This window comes from Agrobacterium sp. NPDC090283 (assembly GCF_044769685.1).
GTDB lineage: Bacteria > Pseudomonadota > Alphaproteobacteria > Rhizobiales > Rhizobiaceae > Agrobacterium.
Window position 1 is genome coordinate 1 of sequence record NZ_JBIVYG010000008.1, and the last position, 17,103, is coordinate 17,103.

Genomic DNA, 17,103 nt, shown 5'->3' on the forward strand with positions numbered 1-17,103 from the left:
CCGACTTCTCGCTGGTGCCGCGGGGTGGAGCAGCCCGGTAGCTCGTCAGGCTCATAACCTGAAGGCCGCAGGTTCAAATCCTGCCCCCGCAACCAAATTCTATCCAATTATCAAAGGGCTCCGGGAAAACTCGGAGCCCTTTTTGCGTTGCTGCTCCGACTCAAGCTCGCCAGTACGAAACTTCTCCACATAGTCATCGCCCTTCAGCACAGCCAACTGCTTATCCATAATGGTCGCGGCTTCCATGAAAGGACTGGCCACGCTTTGTATAGGCAGAGGAATGGACGTTGCGTGTAGTTGATATGCCGTATCAGGCAGAGGCTATAAGTAGTCGCTGTTTCGGGCTGCGGCCCTGACTGGAAGGGTGTATCATCGATGTCCCGATCTTCCGGGGCTGGAGTGACTATTCCGCGGCGACATTGGAGCCAAGCGAAACGTCTGTCGTATAGTTCTCCCGCAGAAACCGGATGAAGTTGTCCTGGAACTGCCGCGTGTGGGCGTGCGCCAGGTTGTCGGCGCGCTCCACATCCTTGGCGCGGATCGCTTCCAGCATCAGGTTGTGCTCGTCGGTCAGGAGATAGCCCTCACCGGTTCGCTCCAGATATTCGAAGTGGAGATGCAGCATGCGCTGGCCCTGGTTCAGGAGACGCTCGTAAAAAGATGCGAGATAGGCGTTCTTGCCGGCATAGGCCACCGCCATGTGAAATTGCTTGTTGGCCTCCGACATCTTGAGATGTTGTCCGGTTTTCACCGCAGCCTCGAATTCTCTCTGGCGTCTGGCGATGATCTTCAGGTCAGCATCCGTGCGCAGCGCCGCCGCAAGCCGGGTGTTCATGCGCTGGGCGACATCGAGTGCTTCCACATATTTGGGAAAGCTTGCCACCTCGATAGGCGCAACGATGGTGCTGCGGTTGGAGAGCGTCACAACCAGATCTTCGCCCGCCAGCCTGATCAATGCCTCGCGGATCGGCGAGCGTGACATGTCGAAGCGTTCGGCAAGCGTCATCTCGTCAAGAAGCTGCCCTGGCGGCAGAGTCAATGCCAGGATTTCATTTCGCAGCGTGTCATAGACATTTTTCCAACCCGTGCCGCGCACCCGCTTCATTTCAATTTCGTCAGACACTTAGGTCCCTTTCCGTCATCCAGTGGCATTGGGCCAGAAAATCGGCCTGGCGGCAATGTTAAATTTTCCGCTTGACTTTGTCGACATGGAGACGACATAAATTAATAAGTCGACACGGAGCCGACAAAAAAGACAAAAAGAACGGCCAAAGCCGACGAGTGGAACCGCGCGTCCTATACGCTAAAAAATGGGGAATGCTTATGCTATCGAAGATGGTAAGGCCCGCTCTGCGGGCAACGGTCGCGCTCGCCCTGATGTCGGGGCTCGCGACAGCGGCAATGGCCCAAACGGCGGAAGGATATTGGCAGGGTGTCCAGAAGAGCGGCAGGCTGCGCTGCGCCGCCGCCGTAGCGCCGCCTTACGTCATGCGCGATCCGGCCAGCGGTGAATATTCCGGTTTTTTCGCGGATCTTTGCCGGGAATTCGCCGGGGTTCTGCAGGTGAACCCCGAATTTGTCGATACGACCTGGGACAATATCGTGGCGGGTCTCCAGGCCGGCAAATGGGATTTATCGCTGGCGCTCAACCGCACGCCCACCCGCGCCATGGCGGTGCAATTCTCCATCCCGGCGATGGAATATCAGATTTCGCTCGCCTATAATAAACAGAACCCGAAAATTCCGGCCGGCGCCACCTCGGTTGCCGATCTCGACAGGCAAGGCGTGACCATGGCGGTCATGTCGGGTTCCGCACAGGACAAGGCAATTTCGGCGGCCGTGAAGAAGGCGCAGATTCTGCGCCTGCCGACCAACGACGAAACGCGTCTTGCGGTCGTGTCCCGCCGCGCGGATATCCTTGTCGACGCCTCCGATACCAATCAGCTCTTCACCCAGTCGAACCCGGAATGGGCCGTGGCGCTGAACCCGACCCCGGCGCTCGCCAAGCAGGGCGTCTCTTTCGGCCTGCCGCATCAGCTTTCCACGGCCGATATCGAGGTTGTCAACATCTTCCTCGAAGAGCGGGTTGCGACGGGTCATGTCGACGCCTTGATCCGCAAGGCTGTCGATCAGGTTCTCAAGACCGGCAACTGAACAGCGCCGGAGCCGCCGCGCGGGCGGCTCCGGGCCCGTTCCGAACAGGAGAACCTGATGATGCCAGATGCGACTTCGCTGGTGAAAATCGAAGGACTGCACAAGAGCTACGGCGGCGTGGTGAAGGTGCTGCAGGGGCTGGATATCGAGATGAAGGCGGGAGACCGCGTTGTCGTCATCGGCCCGTCCGGCGGCGGCAAGTCCACCCTTTTACGCGTGCTGATGGGACTTGAGCAGATCGACAGCGGCTCCGTCGTCTTCGGCGGCAAACCCTATATTTCCGTAAACGGCAATGGAAAGACAGCCATCGACGCCAGGGTCCGCCGCTCGATCGGCATGGTCTTCCAGCACTATACGCTGTTTCCCCATCTCAATGTGATCGGCAATCTCATTCTCGCACCGATGAAAGTGCGGGGAGAGAAGAAAGCCGAGGCCGAGGCAAGGGCGATGGCGCTCCTGACACGCTTCGGTCTCGCGCAAAAGTCAAAGTCTTATCCGGCTCAGCTTTCCGGCGGCCAGAAACAGCGCGTGGCGATTGCCCGCGCCCTCATGCTCGATCCGAAACTGATGTTGTTCGATGAGGTGACGTCGGCGCTCGATCCCGAGCTTGTGGCCGAAGTCGAACAGGTCATCCTGCAACTCGCCCAGCAGCAGATGCCGATGGTGATCGTCACCCACGACATGTGGTTTGCGAAAAACATCGCGTCGCGCGTCATCTTCTGCGCAGGCGGCGTCGTGGTGGAGGATGGTCCTCCGGAACAGGTGCTCGGCTCGCCGAAGGAAGAGCGTACGCGCGAGTTCATCGAGCGGGTCTTCCATATCAAGCATTGAGGGATGGGCCATGAACTATAGTTTCGATTTCGCGTCCGTCTTCCGCAATTTCGGACCCTTGTGGGAAGGGCTGTTCGTCACGGTCCAGCTCACCGTCGCGGCCAACGCCATCGGGCTGACGCTCGGCTTCGTGCTGGCGCTGCTCGTCATGAGCCGCTGGGCGGCGATCCGGTTGCCGGTGATGCTTTTCATCGAATTTTTCCGCTGCACGCCGGCGATCATCCAGATCGTCTGGTTCTTCTATTGCGTGCCCATGCTGTTCAATGTGTTCCTCGGCTCGGTCACGATGGGCGTGCTGGCGCTCGGCCTCAACCTGGCCGCCTTCAATGCGGAAGCCTATCGCGCCGCGATCCAGGCGGTGCCGAAGGAACAGCTCGATGCCGGCGTGGCGCTCGGCCTGACGCCGCTCCAGAGGGTGCTCTACATCGTTCTGCCGACGGCAGTGCGCAACTCCATTCCGGTGCTGCTGACAAACGGGATCGGCATCTTCCAGCAGAGCGCGCTGGTCGCCATCGTCGCTGTCCAGGATCTGATGTATCAGGGCAAGACGCTGGCCACGCAGACCTACCGGCCGATCGAGACCTTCACCATCGTCGCCCTCGTTTATTTCGCCGTGTCTTTCCCGGTTTCCCAAATCGTCGGTTATCTGGAACGCCGCCGTGAAATCATGGCAAGCTGAGGAGGCGGATGATGACCCTCAACTTCGCGATTGTGCTCAGATTCCAGGACGCGCTTCTTCTCGGCCTCTGGACGACGCTCAAGCTGACCCTCGTCTGCATCGTGCTCGGCTGCATTTTCGGTTTCCTGCTGGCGCTCGCCCGCACATCGAAAAGCGTTATTCTCCCGGGCATGGCCAGCGTCTATGTGGAATTCTTCCGTGGTACGCCGGTGCTCGTGCAGCTGTTCTGGATATTTTTCTGCCTGCCGCTGGTTCTCGGCGTGGAGCTTTCCAACATGGCGTCCGCCATCATCGCCCTGACGCTCTATATGGGTGCGATCAGCAGCGAAACCTTCCGCGCCTCGCTGAAATCCGTCGGGCGCGAGCAACTGGACGCCTGTGTGGCGCTGGGGCTTTCGCCCTTCGTGCGCACCACGAGCGTCGTGCTGCCGCAGGCCGTGCTGCGCGCCACGCCGACGCTGCTATCCAATTGCGTCAGCCTTTTCAAGGAAAGCGCGCTGGTCTCGGCGGTCGGCATGGCCGATCTGATGTTCGTCGGCCAGAACATTTCCAACACAACGGCCCGCCCCATCGAGGTGCTGACCGTCGTCGCTCTGATCTACTTCATTATCGCCTTTCCGCTGACGCGCGCCGTCACGGTTTTCGAACAGCGCATCCTCAAACGGCTTGCCGTCTGACGCGCCAACCACCCATCCGAACGGAGATATTCCATGAAACTGTCCGGCGTTATGCCCGCTCTCGTTACCCCCTTCGATGCCAACGGCAAGATCGATTTCAAGGCCTTCGAAAAACTTCTCGCCCATCTGCGCGAAGCCGGCGTGACCGGCTGGGTGCCGAACGGTTCGACCGGCGAATATTTCAGCCAGTCGACCGAGGAACGCCGCGACGTGCTTCAATTCGTCAAGGACTTTGCAAGGCCCGGTGAAATCCTGATCGCCGGCACCAATGCGCCCGCCACGCGCGAGGTCATCGAGCAGACGGCACTGGCGAAGGACATCGGCTATGACACGGTTCTGCTGGCCCCGCCTTTCTACACGCGCCCGACCCAGGCCGAACTCATCAGGCACTACGAAACCATACTCGCCGCCGTCGACGTTAATCTGGTGCTTTACAGCTATCCCGCCAAGGACGGCTCGGACATCAGCTTCGAACTGATGGATCACTTCGCCAATAATCCGCGCGTCATCGGCATCAAGGAAAGCTCCGGTGTGCTACAGCGTGCGATCGACATCGCCAGCCGCTACGGGGACAAGATCCAACTCGTATCTGGCTCGGACGATATCGCGCTCGATTTCATGGTCTGGGGAGCGGAAAGCTGGATCTGCGGCCCGTCCAACTGCATGGCCAAGGCCTGCTGCGATCTCGACCGGACCTATAAGGCCGGCGATCTCGGCAAAGCCCGCGATATGATGAAGACGCTCTACCGCGCGATGAACATTCTGGAATCCGGAAAATTCGTCCAGAAGATCAAATATGGCTGCGAATTGCAGGGTCTGCCGGTTGGGGAATGCCGCGCGCCGCTCGGTCCCCTGACCGACGAGGAGAAGGCCGAATTCCGCGCCGCCATGCAGCCGATCCTCAACTGGTGAGCGAAGCGCGGCCGGGCGGCTTGCGCCCGGCCCATCGTTGAATTGAACGGAGAGAGCGGCATGACGACCGTCGTGATCGGAGCGGGCATTATCGGCACCGCCATCGCCTATGAATTGCAGAAACGCGGGCGGCAGGTCGTGCTCCTGGACAGGGGTGAGGTCGGAGGCGGCGCGTCCTATGGCAATATGGCGTCCATCGCGGTCACCGAATTCATGCCGGCGTCGCGTCCTTCCATCTGGAAGCAGATACCGGGCTGGATGCTCGACCCCGAAGGGCCGGTGCGCGTTCGTCCCGGTTATATGCCGAAACTCATCCCGTGGTTCGCCCGTTTTGTCGCCGCGTCCCGCCCGAGCCGGCTTCGTCAGATCGAGGCCGAAGGTGCGGCACTCTGCAAGCGCGTCTATGACGACCTGTTGCCGCTCCTGAAGGAAACGGGTCTGGAAGGCGAATTGACGGCGGAGGGGTGCCTCTCCCTCTATACCGATGAGGCGGAACTCTCCGCCGACCGCGACCATATCGAAATCCTCGACCGTTTCGATTTTCCGTATCGCCGCCTGACGGGGGCGGAGGCCAGGGAACTGGAACCGGAATTGTCGAAAGATATCGGCATTGCCGTGCTGTTTCCCGAAAACCGCAGCCTGCGCGACCCGTTCCGCCTGGTGAACGGCCTTGCGCAGCGCTTCACGGCGCTTGGCGGCGATATCCGCCGCGGCGACGTGACGGGTCTCGACCGATCGGACCGCATCACCGCCGTCCGGCTGGCCGGCGGCGAACCAGTCCTTGCCGATGAAGTGGTGATCTGTGCTGGCGCCCATAGCGGCCTCCTGTCAGGGATGCTCGGCGAACCGATGCCGCTCGAAACGGAACGCGGCTACCACACCCAGATCATGTCGCCCGGCATTTCCATGCGGCATTCGATCATCTGGCCGGCGCGCGCCTTCATGGTGACGCCAACGGCTGGCGGTATCCGCGTCGGCGGCACGGTGGAAATGGCGGGCCTCGACGCCGCCCCCGATTATCGTCGTTCGAAGATCACCGTGCGGCGGGCGCAGACTGCCCTGCCGAAGCTGCGCTGCGAGGATTTTACCGAATGGATGGGCCATCGTCCGGCCTTTCCGGATACCGTGCCGGTCATGTCTGCCTCGGCAAAGGTGCCGGGCGTTTATTACGCCACCGGCCACGGCCATCTGGGCGTCACCTATGCGGCGACGACCGCACGCCTGATGGGCGATCTGATCACCGGGCGGGCGCCGCCCGTCGACATGCGGCCGTATCGCATCGACCGCTTCTGACACACATGTGAGGACACCATGCAGAACAAGCTTTTCATCGATGGCAAGTGGGTCGCTCCGGCCGACGGAGCCACGCTTGCGGTGATTGATCCGGCGACCGGGGAGGTCTTCCACCACATCGCCGCCGCCGGTGCATCGGAGGCGGAACTGGCCGTGAGGGCCGCCCGCGAAGCCTTCGACAACGGCCCTTGGCCCCGCCTTTCGGGTAAGGAGCGCGCAACATATCTCCGCGCCATGGCGCAGGGCATTCGCGACCGCCTGCCCGAACTGGCACGTCTGGAAACCCGCGACAACGGGAAACCGCTTCCCGAATCCGAATGGGATCTGACCGACGCCGCCGGCTGCTTCGACTTCTACGCCGATCTCGCCGAGGAGCTGGATGGCGAGGCGGAAGAGGTGAAGCTTGGCGATGCGCGCTTCGTTTCCAGGGCCGTGCGCGAGCCGCTCGGTGTCGCGGTCGCCATCGTTCCCTGGAATTATCCGCTGTTGATGGCGTCCTGGAAGGTGGCGCCGGCGCTTGCGGCCGGCTGCACGATCGTCCTGAAGCCGGCCGAAACGACATCGCTGACGGCGCTGGAGCTTGGCGTGATCGCGCAGGCCGCGGGCCTTCCGAACGGGGTTCTGAACATCCTTTCCGGCAGAGGCTCTGTCGTCGGGCAGGCGCTCGTCGATCACCCTGATGTCGACAAGGTGGCCTTCACCGGCTCCGGGCCGGTCGGCTCGAAAATCATGGCTGCCGGCGCGAAGGATATCAAGCGCATCAGCCTTGAGCTTGGCGGCAAGTCGCCCTTCGTCATCTTCGCCGACAGCGATATCGAGAAAGCGGTCGAATGGATCATGTTCGGCATCTTCTGGAACCAGGGGCAGGTCTGCTCGGCCACATCAAGGGTTCTGGTGGAGGCCCCGCTCTATTCGAGACTGCTGGCGCGGCTGGTGGAGGAAGCCCAAAAGATCAAGCTGGGGAACGGCCTTGATGAAGGTACGCTCCTTGGCCCGCTCGTCAACAGGGGACAATATGAGGATGTGCTGCGCCATATCGACCGCGCCGTCGAACAGGGCGCGACGCTTGCCTGCGGCGGCAGGTATGACGGCTTCGACAGGGGTTTCTTCGTTGCCCCCACCATTCTTGTCGACGTGGCGCTCGACAGCGATGCCTGGCGGGAGGAGATATTCGGCCCCGTCGTCTGCATCCGGCCTTTCGAGACCGAGGAGGAAGCGATCCGCCTTGCCAATGATTCCCGCTTTGGCCTTGCCGCCGCCGTGATGTCGGCGGACGATGCGCGCTGCGAGCGCGTCGCGACCGCCTTCCGCGCCGGCATCGTCTGGATCAACTGCTCGCAGCCGACATTCACCGAAGCGCCCTGGGGCGGCTACAAACAGTCCGGCATCGGCCGTGAACTCGGCCGCTGGGGTCTCGACAACTATCTGGAAACCAAGCAGATCACCCGTCTGGTCAGCGAAGAACCCTGGGGATGGTATCTGAAATGAGGTTCGACAGGGCGCTCTGCGGCCGTCAGCAATTGCGGCTCGATCCGAAGGATCCTCTGCACAATGCCTGCGAGATCGCCGTACAGATCAAAGACGAGGTATCCCTCACTCAGCTCAATGGCGGTTCCGGATCGGGCACAACGGACAATGTGTGTTTGAGACATTTGAGCGCGAAACAGGAGCGTGAATGGCGCACGCCCTCAATCTTATAGAGCTTCCTGCGCAGAAACTGCTCGTAGCCAGCGGTTCCCGCCACCGCCACCTTGATGAGGTAATCATATTCGCCGGTGGTCAGATAGGCTTCCAGCACCTCCGGAAGAGCGGCCATGGCCTCGCCGAAACGTTCCAGAACCTCGTCGTCATGACGCTCCAGCATCACCTCGATGATAACGGTTTCGGTCAGTCCGAGCTTGGCCTGATCGAGAATGGCGGTGTAGCCGCGAATGATCCCCTCGTCTTCCAGCCGCTTGACGCGCTGCCAGCAGGGGCTCGGCGAGAGCCCTACTTTTTCCGAGAGCTCCGTATTGCTCAGCCTGCCGTTCTTCAAGAGGGTGCGCAATATCTTGCGGTCAATTCTGTCCAGCGGTTTGGTCATGCCGGTCTTCCCAAAATACGTTGCAAAAAAATCTGCCGCCCTTGCGGCCGCCGGCGAAAGAAGTGTTTTCCGTCACGCCGTTTGGCGGCGCTATTCGAAAGCACCTTCGGTCGATCCTTGAGTACCGTACTGCAAGGTACAGGCAGCAGGGAGGAGCAGGCATGGCACCAAGAGAACAGCAGCATTTTCCAAGGCCGAGAACGCTGATCCATCCCGGCATTTCCTCGCCGGTGCGCATCAACAGCCTTCACTCGCCATCTGCCCGCCATGTGCGGCTGTTCATCGCGCCGGGATCCAGCCTCTACGATGGCATTGTGCGGCCGCTCTTCGAAAACGGCATCGAAAATGCCTCGCTCACCATTCTCGGCGGTTATTTCGACGTATTGTCCTATTGCGTGGCCCCACCCGATCCTTCCGGCAGGGCTGTCATTGCCTATACGAAACCCATCGATGCCGGTGCGGCATGGCTGGTTTTCGGCAATGCCACACTGGGGCGCAGCATGAAGGGCGAGCCGATCGTCCATTGTCATGCCGCCATGCGCACTGCGGCGGGCGTTGTCAGGGGCGGTCATTTGCTGACGGAATCCTGTATTGCCGGCGAAGGCGGCGTTTCCGCACTTGTGACCTCGCTCGACGGTTTCGTGTTGCAGCAATCCTTCGATCCCGAAACCAATATTCCTCTTCTTCAACCCAGGAACCGCACGGAGCGCGCCGATGAACACGCATAACACTGTCGAATCCGGCTCCATGGGACGTGTGGCCTATGCCCGAATCGCGCCCAACGAGGATCTCGTGCTTGGCGTCGAGAAACTGTGCCTCGCCGAAGGGTTTCGCAACGCTTTCGTGCGCGGCGCGCTGGGCAGTCTGGTCGATGCCTGTCTCGGCACCCGCAGCGGCGCGTTCCTGCAGATACGTGGTCCCGCCGTTGAAATCGTCTCCATTGCCGGGGAGGTGCGCGCCCAGCCAGATGGCTCGCTGCGCGCCGCGCTGACCGGCGTCGTCGCCGATACCGAAGGTGCTGTTTACGGCGGTCCCTTCATCGCGGGCGCCAATCCGGTCTGCATGACCTTCGAGGTGACGCTGGAAGAATGGTTGCCTGCGGAGACGCCGCAGGCGGCCTGAGTTGCGGGAAGGCGGGCCGGTGAGTTGCGCGGCGCAACTCATGCGACGGCCCCCTGTCTTTCGGTTAGAAGTAGCTCGAAAGTGACGCAAACGGGGTTTTTGCCGCGCACCAGCCGCCCGCTGCTGATATGCTTGGTGAGATCGACCATCGCAATATCCAGCATCGCCTGTTCGCTGCCCATAGCGGAGGGGCCGATACGGCCATTGCGGATGAGGATTTCGCTGGCATAGGCGCTGAGACTTGTCCCGTCTTCATAATCCGCACCGACCAGGCTTCCGATACCATTGACCTCGGTCTCCCGCAGGCCAAATTGGGCAGCGGCCGTTTCAAGGGCCGTGCAGATATCGGTATTGGGACGCACCGTGCATAACAGCGCCCGCAGGCCGGTGTCCTTTCGGTTGCGCGGTCGCGCGATGGGGGTGAAGAGGGGGAAATTGGTTTCCTCATCCTTTTGCACATCGAGGATTGCGCCATCCAGCGCCAGCGCCTCAAGTGGCGTTTCCCCGGCAAATTCGGCCTCGAAAGGCAAGAGATGTCCCATGGAGACAACGTCGTCGGCACTCTTCCAGGAACCATGGCAATGCAGAAACGGCTTTCCATCGCGCCGGCCCATATGCAGGCCGGCATCGAGGATCGTGCCATCAGGCATGGAAAAGGTTTCGCTGTACCAGGCGGCATGGGCGTCATCGGGTGCGGCTGCGGGCATGACATAATGCAGCCGTTTCATCGGTACGTTTCTCAGTCTGACGTAACCACCCTCGAAACCCCGTTTCGCAAAGGCATCGGCAATCGCTTCATTGACACAGATGCCGGGCCTGGCCGTCAGCGTGACGGGATAGGCATGGCAGCCGACGGCACGAAAGCGTTCGGCTGTTTCCGGCCCGGGATGGACGATGCTGCGCGGAAGCGCCACCGGGGCCATTGTCGTCATACCGCAAGCCCCGCGGTAATGAAGCCGCCATCCACGGCGAGCACCTGTCCGTTGACGTAGCTTGCGTCATCCGACACGAGGAAGGCCACGGCCGATGCGATCTCATCCGTCCTGCCATAGCGATGCATGGGAACGCGGCTATGCCACTGGCTGCGAACATTCTCCGTGTGAACGGCCTGGGTGAGGGGGGTATCGACCGGGCCGGGAGCAATCGCATTGACCCGAATGCCCGATTGCCCGAGTTCGTTTGCCATCACCATCGTCAGAAGGTTGACGCCGCCTTTCGATGCGCCATAGGCGCTGCGGCCACGATTGCCGCACATGCCGGAAACGGAGCTGATATTGACGATGGAGCCGGAAATCTCGCGGTTCAGCCAGTAACGCGCCGCGGCGCGGGCTACCGCGAAGCTGCCGACGAGATTGACGTCAACGATACGGCGAAATTCCTCGACGCTGGTGTCGACGGAAAGTTTGTCGATACCGACACCGGCGCTGTTGACGACGGCCACCAGTTCAACCGCATGATCGGCGCCGCCCGCCGTCAAGGCGGTGAAAGCCTCTTCTATCGACGCCTCATCCGCCACGTTGCAGACGATGCCGCGCGAGGCATCGATACCGAGTTTTTCGCAGGCCGCATCCAGTGCCTCGCGCTTGAGATCCAGCAACCATGGCTGCCAACCGCGTGCCATCAGCAGCTGCGCGGTGGAAAAACCGATACCGGATGCGCCGCCGGTGATCGCGACAGCCCCTTTTGTTCCTGTCGTCTGTTGTGTCATACCGTCTCCTCCCGGTTGCATGTCGTGCCCGTCAGCCGGTCCGCTTTTCCTCGAAAACGGGCATCTGGCCGCGTTTTTCCAACTCCTCGCGGATCATTTTCTTGGTGATCTTGCCATAGGCGGATTTTGGCATGGCATCCCAGAACACCACGGTTTTCGGCAGCTTGTAGCGGGCCATCTTGCCCTCGAGATAGGCCTTGAGGTCGATGCCTGCGATATCCGCCCCCTCGCGCGCCACGCAGACGGCGACGCCCACCTCGCCCCACACCGCGTCCGGCACACCCAGAACGGCGGTCTCGCTGATATCCGGGTGCATGAGGATTTTCTCCTCGATCTCGCGCGGATAGATGTTCGAGCCGCCGGAAATATACATGTCGGAAGCGCGGCCGGTGATGTAGACGAAGCCGTTCTCATCGCGATGGCCGAGATCGCCGGTGCGGAACCAGCCATTGCGGAAGGCTTTGGCATTGGCCTCGGGATTGTCGTAATAACCGGCAAAGACGGCTGGACCGATAACGCAGATCTCGCCGGTCTCACCCGCGCCAACCTCCTCACCCGCCTCGTTCTGGATCTGCACTTCCATGCCGGTCCGGTCGAAACCGCAGGTGCCGACCCGCGCTTCCGGGCCATCTTCGGCGCTGTGGAAGGAAGCGGGCAGCACGGTGATGTTGCCGGTCACTTCACCGAGGCCGAAATATTGCACCAGCACCGGACCGAGTTTTGCCAGCGCCCGTTTCTGATCGGCGCGATACATCGGCGCGCCGGCATAGATGACGTAGCGCAGTGAGGAGTGATCGAAGCGGTCCACGGAAGGGTCTTCGATCAGCATTTTTAGAATGGTCGGCACGGTGAAGGCATTGGTGACACGCCATTTCTCGATCAGTGCCCAGACAGCGGGCACATCGAGTTTTTCCGCGGCCGGAAGCACGGTTTTGGCCCCGTGCGCCACCTGCACGAGCTGGTGAATGCCCGCACCGTGCGAAAGCGGCGCCACGACGATGGAGGCGTCGCCGGTTCCGGTGCCGGGCATCAGATCGCAGAGATGGTTGGTGATGACGAAAGCCATCTGGCCGTGAGTCAGCACCGCTGCCTTGGGGCGACCGGTGGTGCCCGACGTGAAGAAGAACCAGCAGGGGTCGTCTCGGTTCACGGCTTCGCTTTTGACCGTCTGGCCCAGATGACGGGCCACGATGGCGTCGTAATCCTCACCGAACTCGGCCGGGCCGATGGCAATGGTGAAATCGAGAGCGGTTGCCTCACGGCTGGCTTTGGCATGACCCTGAAAAGCGCTGGCGCAGATCATGCCGCGCGCGCCGCTGGCCTTGGCCAGGTAAGCCACTTCATCGGATGACTGCCGGTAATTGGTCGGCACCCACACCGCACCCACGCGGAAGCAGGCGAACATGGATTCGAACATCTGGTTGTTGTTGGAAGACTGCACCAGAATGCGGTCACCCTTCTTGACGCCGAATTCATTCACCAGCGCATGGGCCATGGCGTTAACGCGGGCATCCATCCGAGCCCAGGTCCATGTGTTTTCGCCCCAGACGAAACCGATATTGTCAGGGTTGCGGCGTGCCGCCTGGGTCAGGAAATGCGAGAGATTCATCACCCGCGTGGTGGAGGGCGCGACCCCGCCCGCGGGATGCTGCACGGCACTTTGCATCGTCATTTCACGCGCTCCATGATCGAGACGTAATTGGCAACCGCAGTACCCCCCATGTTGAATACGCCGGCCAGTGAGGCATTGGGTATCTGCATGTCGCCCGCCTCGCCCATCAATTGCATGGCGGCCATGACGTGCATGGAAACGCCGGTCGCTCCGACGGGGTGACCTTTCGATTTCAGGCCTCCCGAGGGATTGATCGGCAGGCGGCCGGTCTTCAGCGCCGTGCCCTCCTGCACCACCCGATGGCCTTCACCGGGCTTCGCCAGCCCCATGGCCTCATATTCAATGAGCTCGGCGATGGTGAAGCAGTCATGGGTTTCAACGAAAGAGAGATCGTCGAGGGTAGCGCCCGCAAGCTCCAGCGAACCCGCCCAGGCGCGGCGTGCGCCTTCGAACGCCAGCGGGTCGCGACGGCTGAGCGCCAGAATGTCGTTGACGTGTTTGCGCCCCCTGAAGCCGATGGCGCGGTTGAGCGTCGCGGCGGTTTCCTCATCGGCCAGAATGATGGCGGCGGCGCCGTCGGAGATCAGCGAGCAGTCGGTACGGCGCAGGGGGCCGGCGACGTAAGGGTTTTTCTCCGATACGGTATTGCAGAATTCGAAACCGAAATCCTTGCGCATATGGGCATAGGGATTGACCGCGCCATTGGCGTGGTTCTTGGCGGCAATCATCGCCAGCTCTTCGGAGCGATCGCCATAACGCTGGAAATAGGCCTGAGCGATGCGCCCGAACTGACCGGCAAAGCCGCCGCTAATATCGGCCTCTTCGGCGCGGTAGCAGGCGGAGAGCAGAATTTCGCCAACTTCCGCTGTCGGCAACGCCGTCATTTTTTCGGCGCCGACGACAAGCGCGATACGCCCGCGCCCGGCCTCGATGAAATCCATGGCGCTGTAAAGGGCGGCCGATCCCGTCGAGCAGGCATTCTCGAAGCGCACAGCCGGCGTATAGGCAAGCCGCTCATCGCCCATGGCCACCAAAGCGCCCTGAAAATCCTGCTTTGAGAACCCGTTATTCATCACACCGACGAAAATGCCGTCGATATCGCCGACGTCGATGCCGGCATGGTCTATGGCGGGTGCTACGACCGAAGCCATCAGTTGTTCGGTATTTTCAAGGGCCGATTTGCCGAAAGGCGAATGCGCCCAGCCGACGATCTGCGCTTTGCTCATTTGCTCGTTCTCCTTGTTTGCCGTTTCGTGTCGCCTTCACCGCGCGTGCGGGCGCGGCTGGCCATCATTTCTGCGATGCGCGTTTCGATGCGGGTCACTTCCTCGCGCAGCAGGGCGGCCAATTCCGGCTGGCGCTCCGGTCGCATGCGGCTATCGACAGCGGCGATGCTCAGTGCACCGGCGACCGCGCCATCCGGTGTGCGAATGGCGACGCCGATACCCCAGGAATTGGAAAGGATGAGACCGGGATTGAGCGAATAGCCATTCGCCCGGGTCAACTCGACATCACGGCGCAGCCCATCAAGCGTAATGCCCGGATAGTTCGCGGCGATGAGACCGCTATTGGCGGCAATGACGCTTTCCACCTCGGCATCCGGCAGCGCCGCCAGCATGGCGAGCGACCCTGCGCCGATACCTAACGGGTGCTCGAACCCGGCCTGAAGCGCGTGGGTGCGCACCGGCCAGGTGCCTTCTTCACGATAAAGGCACAGCGCAAACGTATCGCGGCGCACGGAAAGGAAGCTCGAATCCTCGGTGCGGCGGGAAATGCGCGTCAACCCGTCCTGGGCCATCTGCAGCAAGCCAAAACGGCGCGACGACAGGCTGCCCAGCACATAGGCTTCCTCGCCGAGATAATATCGCCGTGTTTCCTCGTCCTGTTCCACGAGGCCCGCGCGGATCAGCGCCAGCAGCAGACGGCGGGCCGTGGGCTTGTTCAGCCCGCTTTCGGTGACGATCACGGACAGCGATACGCCGCGTTCGGCGTGCCGCCCCACCATGGACAGCAACGCCAGCGCTCGGTCTACCGCACGCGCGCCCGTCAGATCATTTTCTATCGGAACTGCCGTGGCCATATCAGGAAAACGCCCCCACCGCACAACTTTGCCCGCCATCGACCGGCAGGCAGATGCCCGTAATGAATTTCGCTTCATCGGATGCCAGAAAGACGGCGGCGCGGGCGATATCGAAGGCATCGCCCATACGGCCCACGGGCACCGCGGCATTGCGCGCCGCGACCATATCCTCGACGGAGGCGTATTGGTTGCTGATCTGCTTGTAGATCAGTGGCGTGTCGATCATGCCCGGCAGAATGCAATTGGCGCGAATACCCTGTCGGGCATATTGCATGGCCAGTGCCACGGTCGCCTGATTGACGGCGGCCTTCATGGCGTAATAGGCAAAATAGGGATAGCCGGTCCAGCGGATCGAGGCGAGCGAGGAAATATTGACGATGGCCCCGCCGCCCTGCGCCAGCATCACCGGCAGCACCGCCTTGGCGGTGCGATAGACGGAGCCGATATTGAGATCGACCGAGGCGCGAAAGCGTTCCTCGTCCAGCTCGACCGGCCCGCCCATATGCGTCACGCCGACATTGTTGTGCAGGATATCGACGCCGCCAAAGGCCTCGCAGGTGCGGGCAACGGTGTCCGACACGGACTGCAGCTCGGTGACATCGGCCGCGACAGCAATTGCCTCGAACCCTTCGCCGCGAATGATCTCTGCCGTCTCTTCAGCGGCGTCAGCGGAAAGGTCGATACAGGCGACACGCGCGCCTTCGCGGGCAAACTGCACGGCTGCAGCCTTGCCATTGCCAAAACCCGGACCTGATGATCCTGCGCCAAACACGAGCGCGCGTTTTCCCGTCAGGCGACCTGTCAAAACAGTCTCCATTCCAATCGTCAGACATAATCGGGTTGGCCCCACCGGAGGTGGGGCCAGTTATTCAGCGGACCGATCAGGTCAGGCTGGCGCCAACGGCCTTCTCGAGAATGGCCCAGGCTTCGTCGCCATATTTGCCCTTCCACTCGGAATAGAAGCCCGCTTCCTTCAGCGCGGCGCGGAAGAGTGTCGCATCCGTGTCGTTGAAGGTCATGCCCTTGGCGATCAGGTCTTCCTTAACCGAGGCATTCAGCTTCGCCACATCGGCGCGCTCATCCTTGCCGGACTGGTTGAGGTTCTTTGCAACAATGGCGCGCAGGTCATCCGGCAGGCGTTCCCAGGCGCGCTTGTTGGCGAGGAACCAGAAGCCGTCCCACATGTGGTTGGTGACAGAGCAGAATTTCTGCACTTCGAACAGCTTGGCGGTGGAAATGATGGCCAGCGGATTTTCCTGGCCGTCGACGACGCCGGTCTGCAGCGCGGTATAGACCTCGGCGAAATTGATCGAGGCCGGCGCCGACTTGAAGGCCTTGAACATCGAGGTCCAGAGCGGGCTTACCGGTACGCGGATCTTGAAGCTTTCAAGATCGGCCGGCGTGGCTATCGGCTTTGACGCGCTGGTGATCTGGCGGAAACCGTTATCCCAGATCGTATCCATGGCAACGAGGTTCTGCTTGGCAATTTCGCCACGCACATATTTGCCGAGATCGCCATCCATGGCCGCCCAGACGGAATCGTAGTTGGGGAAGGCGAAACCGATGCCGCTGATGGACGCATTCGGCACCAGCGTCGACAGGATCAGCGGTGAGAGCGTGAAGAATTCAACGCCGCCGGAACGCACCTGGCTCAACACGTCGGTATCGGCACCCAGCTGGCTGCTGGGGAAGATACTGATATTCACCTGCCCGTCGGTCTCCTTGGCGATGCGCTCGGCGGCCTCCTTGGCGCGAATGTTCATCGGGTGTGCGGCAGGCAGGTTGTTGGCATATTTGTAATTGTACTGGGCAGCGCGGGCGCGCGACACGAAGGCGGTGGCCAGAACGGCGGAACCGGCGCCGGCGAGCATGGTACGTCTGTTGATATTCATTGCTTTCTCCTCCCAAAATAAAGCAGTGTCGTTCCTCGGCATGGCGGGCGGCCCGCCACG

Annotated in this window: 18 protein-coding genes and 1 tRNA gene; 10 read left to right on the forward strand and 9 right to left on the reverse strand. The window is 61.4% G+C overall.

The window, feature by feature from the left end; translation table 11 throughout:
• Positions 1–18 precede the first annotated feature (18 nt).
• Positions 19–95, forward strand: a tRNA-Met gene (locus ACIQUH_RS13285).
• A gap of 308 nt (positions 96–403) precedes the next feature.
• Here ACIQUH_RS13285 and ACIQUH_RS13290 read toward each other — a convergent pair.
• Positions 404–1,123, reverse strand: coding sequence for a GntR family transcriptional regulator (locus ACIQUH_RS13290; RefSeq protein WP_400815698.1), 720 nt, complete (start codon positions 1,121–1,123; stop codon positions 404–406).
• A 200-nt stretch (positions 1,124–1,323) separates the two neighbouring features.
• On the opposite strand from ACIQUH_RS13290, the gene ACIQUH_RS13295 reads away from it, so the two are divergent.
• The 7 genes from ACIQUH_RS13295 to ACIQUH_RS13325 are packed head-to-tail and all read left to right on the forward strand — an operon-like array spanning position 1,324 to position 8,034.
• Positions 1,324–2,154: a substrate-binding periplasmic protein gene (locus ACIQUH_RS13295; RefSeq protein WP_400815701.1), complete on the forward strand. Its 831-nt coding sequence runs from the start codon at positions 1,324–1,326 to the stop codon at positions 2,152–2,154.
• A gap of 60 nt (positions 2,155–2,214) precedes the next feature.
• The gene (locus ACIQUH_RS13300; protein ID WP_400816198.1) at positions 2,215–2,985 is read left to right on the forward strand and encodes an amino acid ABC transporter ATP-binding protein; all 771 of its coding nucleotides are present in this window, start codon (positions 2,215–2,217) and stop codon (positions 2,983–2,985) included.
• 10 nt (positions 2,986–2,995) lie between these two features.
• Complete coding sequence (locus ACIQUH_RS13305; RefSeq protein WP_400815703.1) at positions 2,996–3,664, forward strand: amino acid ABC transporter permease; 669 nt, start codon at positions 2,996–2,998, stop codon at positions 3,662–3,664.
• 8 nt (positions 3,665–3,672) lie between these two features.
• The gene (locus ACIQUH_RS13310; protein WP_400815705.1) at positions 3,673–4,341 is read left to right on the forward strand and encodes an amino acid ABC transporter permease; all 669 of its coding nucleotides are present in this window, start codon (positions 3,673–3,675) and stop codon (positions 4,339–4,341) included.
• A 33-nt stretch (positions 4,342–4,374) separates the two neighbouring features.
• Entirely contained in the window at positions 4,375–5,253 is an 879-nt protein-coding gene (gene dapA, locus ACIQUH_RS13315) for a 4-hydroxy-tetrahydrodipicolinate synthase (RefSeq protein ID WP_400815707.1), read from the forward strand.
• Between the two features lie 60 nt (positions 5,254–5,313).
• On the forward strand, positions 5,314–6,546 hold the full coding sequence (locus ACIQUH_RS13320) for an NAD(P)/FAD-dependent oxidoreductase (protein WP_400815709.1): 1,233 nt from the start codon (positions 5,314–5,316) through the stop codon (positions 6,544–6,546).
• Positions 6,547–6,564: 18 nt separating this feature from the next.
• Entirely contained in the window at positions 6,565–8,034 is a 1,470-nt protein-coding gene (locus tag ACIQUH_RS13325) for an aldehyde dehydrogenase family protein (protein WP_400815711.1), read from the forward strand.
• A gap of 109 nt (positions 8,035–8,143) precedes the next feature.
• Here ACIQUH_RS13325 and ACIQUH_RS13330 read toward each other — a convergent pair whose 3' ends face one another.
• Entirely contained in the window at positions 8,144–8,629 is a 486-nt protein-coding gene (locus ACIQUH_RS13330) for an Lrp/AsnC family transcriptional regulator (RefSeq protein ID WP_400815713.1), read from the reverse strand.
• Between the two features lie 161 nt (positions 8,630–8,790).
• Here ACIQUH_RS13330 and ACIQUH_RS13335 point away from each other — a divergent pair, with 161 nt between their 5' ends.
• On the forward strand, positions 8,791–9,357 hold the full coding sequence (locus ACIQUH_RS13335) for a DUF296 domain-containing protein (protein WP_400815715.1): 567 nt from the start codon (positions 8,791–8,793) through the stop codon (positions 9,355–9,357).
• Positions 9,344–9,751: a PPC domain-containing DNA-binding protein gene (locus ACIQUH_RS13340; protein ID WP_400815717.1), complete on the forward strand. Its 408-nt coding sequence runs from the start codon at positions 9,344–9,346 to the stop codon at positions 9,749–9,751. Before ACIQUH_RS13335 ends, ACIQUH_RS13340 begins: the two co-directional genes overlap by 14 nt.
• 38 nt (positions 9,752–9,789) lie before the next feature.
• Here ACIQUH_RS13340 and ACIQUH_RS13345 read toward each other — a convergent pair whose 3' ends face one another.
• The 7 genes from ACIQUH_RS13345 to ACIQUH_RS13375 form a co-directional block, all read right to left on the reverse strand.
• Positions 9,790–10,683, reverse strand: coding sequence for a DUF296 domain-containing protein (locus ACIQUH_RS13345; protein ID WP_400815719.1), 894 nt, complete (start codon positions 10,681–10,683; stop codon positions 9,790–9,792).
• Positions 10,680–11,459: an SDR family NAD(P)-dependent oxidoreductase gene (locus ACIQUH_RS13350; protein WP_400815722.1), complete on the reverse strand. Its 780-nt coding sequence runs from the start codon at positions 11,457–11,459 to the stop codon at positions 10,680–10,682. Before ACIQUH_RS13350 ends, ACIQUH_RS13345 begins: the two co-directional genes overlap by 4 nt.
• 31 nt (positions 11,460–11,490) lie before the next feature.
• On the reverse strand, positions 11,491–13,131 hold the full coding sequence (locus ACIQUH_RS13355; protein WP_400815724.1) for an acyl-CoA synthetase: 1,641 nt from the start codon (positions 13,129–13,131) through the stop codon (positions 11,491–11,493).
• A complete protein-coding gene (locus tag ACIQUH_RS13360; RefSeq protein ID WP_400815727.1) occupies positions 13,128–14,297 on the reverse strand; it encodes an acetyl-CoA acetyltransferase in 1,170 nt (389 codons plus the stop codon). Before ACIQUH_RS13360 ends, ACIQUH_RS13355 begins: the two co-directional genes overlap by 4 nt.
• A complete protein-coding gene (locus ACIQUH_RS13365) occupies positions 14,294–15,151 on the reverse strand; it encodes an IclR family transcriptional regulator (RefSeq protein WP_400815729.1) in 858 nt (285 codons plus the stop codon). Before ACIQUH_RS13365 ends, ACIQUH_RS13360 begins: the two co-directional genes overlap by 4 nt.
• Before the next feature lies 1 nt (position 15,152).
• Positions 15,153–15,956 carry an SDR family NAD(P)-dependent oxidoreductase gene (locus tag ACIQUH_RS13370; protein WP_400815731.1) on the reverse strand — a complete coding sequence of 268 codons (804 nt, stop codon included), beginning with the start codon at positions 15,954–15,956 and terminating at the stop codon, positions 15,153–15,155.
• A 76-nt stretch (positions 15,957–16,032) separates the two neighbouring features.
• Positions 16,033–17,043, reverse strand: a complete 1,011-nt coding sequence (locus ACIQUH_RS13375) for a TRAP transporter substrate-binding protein (RefSeq protein ID WP_400815733.1) — start codon at positions 17,041–17,043, stop codon at positions 16,033–16,035.
• Positions 17,044–17,103: the final 60 nt, after the last annotated feature.